Annotated in this window: 2 rRNA genes (1 of these 2 cut by a window edge); both read left to right on the top strand. The window is 55.3% G+C overall.

The window, feature by feature from the left end:
- Positions 1 to 1,188: ribosomal RNA gene (locus MRBLMD1_RS05440) — 23S ribosomal RNA — on the top strand (it extends 2,168 nt beyond the left edge of the window).
- A gap of 161 nt (positions 1,189 to 1,349) precedes the next feature.
- A 5S ribosomal RNA gene (gene rrf, locus MRBLMD1_RS05435) occupies positions 1,350 to 1,465 on the top strand; the annotation flags it as partial.

Here is a 1,465-nt window from a genome sequence, read left to right as displayed (position 1 = left end):
CGGACTTCGCGTCCGGGAGGGGATCGGGGCCGCAGAGACCAGGGGGAAGCGACTGTTTACTAAAAACACAGGTCCGTGCGAAGTCGCAAGACGATGTATACGGACTGACTCCTGCCCGGTGCTGGAAGGTTAAGAGGACCGGTTAGCCTCACGGCGAAGCTGAGAATTTAAGCCCCAGTAAACGGCGGTGGTAACTATAACCATCCTAAGGTAGCGAAATTCCTTGTCGGGTAAGTTCCGACCTGCACGAATGGAGTAACGACTTCCCCGCTGTCTCAACCATAAACTCGGCGAAATTGCAGTACGAGTAAAGATGCTCGTTACGCGCAGCAGGACGGAAAGACCCCGAGACCTTTACTATAGTTTGGTATTGGTGTTCGGAGTGGCTTGTGTAGGATAGGTGGGAGACGTTGAAGCCCGGACGCCAGTTCGGGTGGAGTCATCGTTGAAATACCACTCTGGTCACTTTGGACATCTAACTTCGGCCCGTAATCCGGGTCAGGGACAGTGCCTGATGGGTAGTTTAACTGGGGCGGTTGCCTCCTAAAAAGTAACGGAGGCGCCCAAAGGTTCCCTCAGCCTGGTTGGCAATCAGGTGTCGAGTGTAAGTGCACAAGGGAGCTTGACTGTGAGAGAGACATCTCGAGCAGGGACGAAAGTCGGGACTAGTGATCCGGCGGTACATTGTGGAATGGCCGTCGCTCAACGGATAAAAGGTACCTCGGGGATAACAGGCTGATCTTGCCCAAGAGTCCATATCGACGGCATGGTTTGGCACCTCGATGTCGGCTCGTCGCATCCTGGGGCTGGAGTAGGTCCCAAGGGTTGGGCTGTTCGCCCATTAAAGCGGTACGCGAGCTGGGTTTAGAACGTCGTGAGACAGTTCGGTCCCTATCCGCTGCGCGCGCAGGAAATTTGAGAAGGGCTGTCCTTAGTACGAGAGGACCGGGACGGACGAACCTCTGGTGTGTCAGTTGTACTGCCAAGTGCACCGCTGATTAGCTACGTTCGGATGGGATAACCGCTGAAAGCATCTAAGCGGGAAGCTCGCTTCAAGATGAGATTTCCATACACATTATTGTGTGAGAGGCCCCCAGCCAGACCACTGGGTTGATAGGCCGGATGTGGAAGCGAGGACTAACGACTCGTGAAGCTGACCGGTACTAATAGGCCAATAACTTACACCACACAGAAACATACACATTCTGCTTGCGTCCACTATGTGGTTCCCAACCAACAACCCTGTTGGCGGAACCTAACAATTGAATACAACACCACCCCCTGCCCACGGGCAGGGATGTTGTAACCACAAGACTTCCCAACCCCCTGCGGGGTTCGGGTACAAGGGTTACGGCGGTCATAGCGTGGGGGAAACGCCCGGTCCCATTCCGAACCCGGAAGCTAAGACCCACAGCGCCGATGGTACTGCACCCGGGAGGGTGTGGGAGAGTAGGTCACCGCCGGA

Origin of the sequence: Pseudarthrobacter sp. LMD1-1-1.1 (genome assembly GCF_040676255.1) — a bacterium.
Lineage (GTDB): Bacteria > Actinomycetota > Actinomycetes > Actinomycetales > Micrococcaceae > Arthrobacter.
Note: the sequence above shows the minus strand (reverse complement) of the source record. Positions and strands in the feature narration are given on the sequence as shown.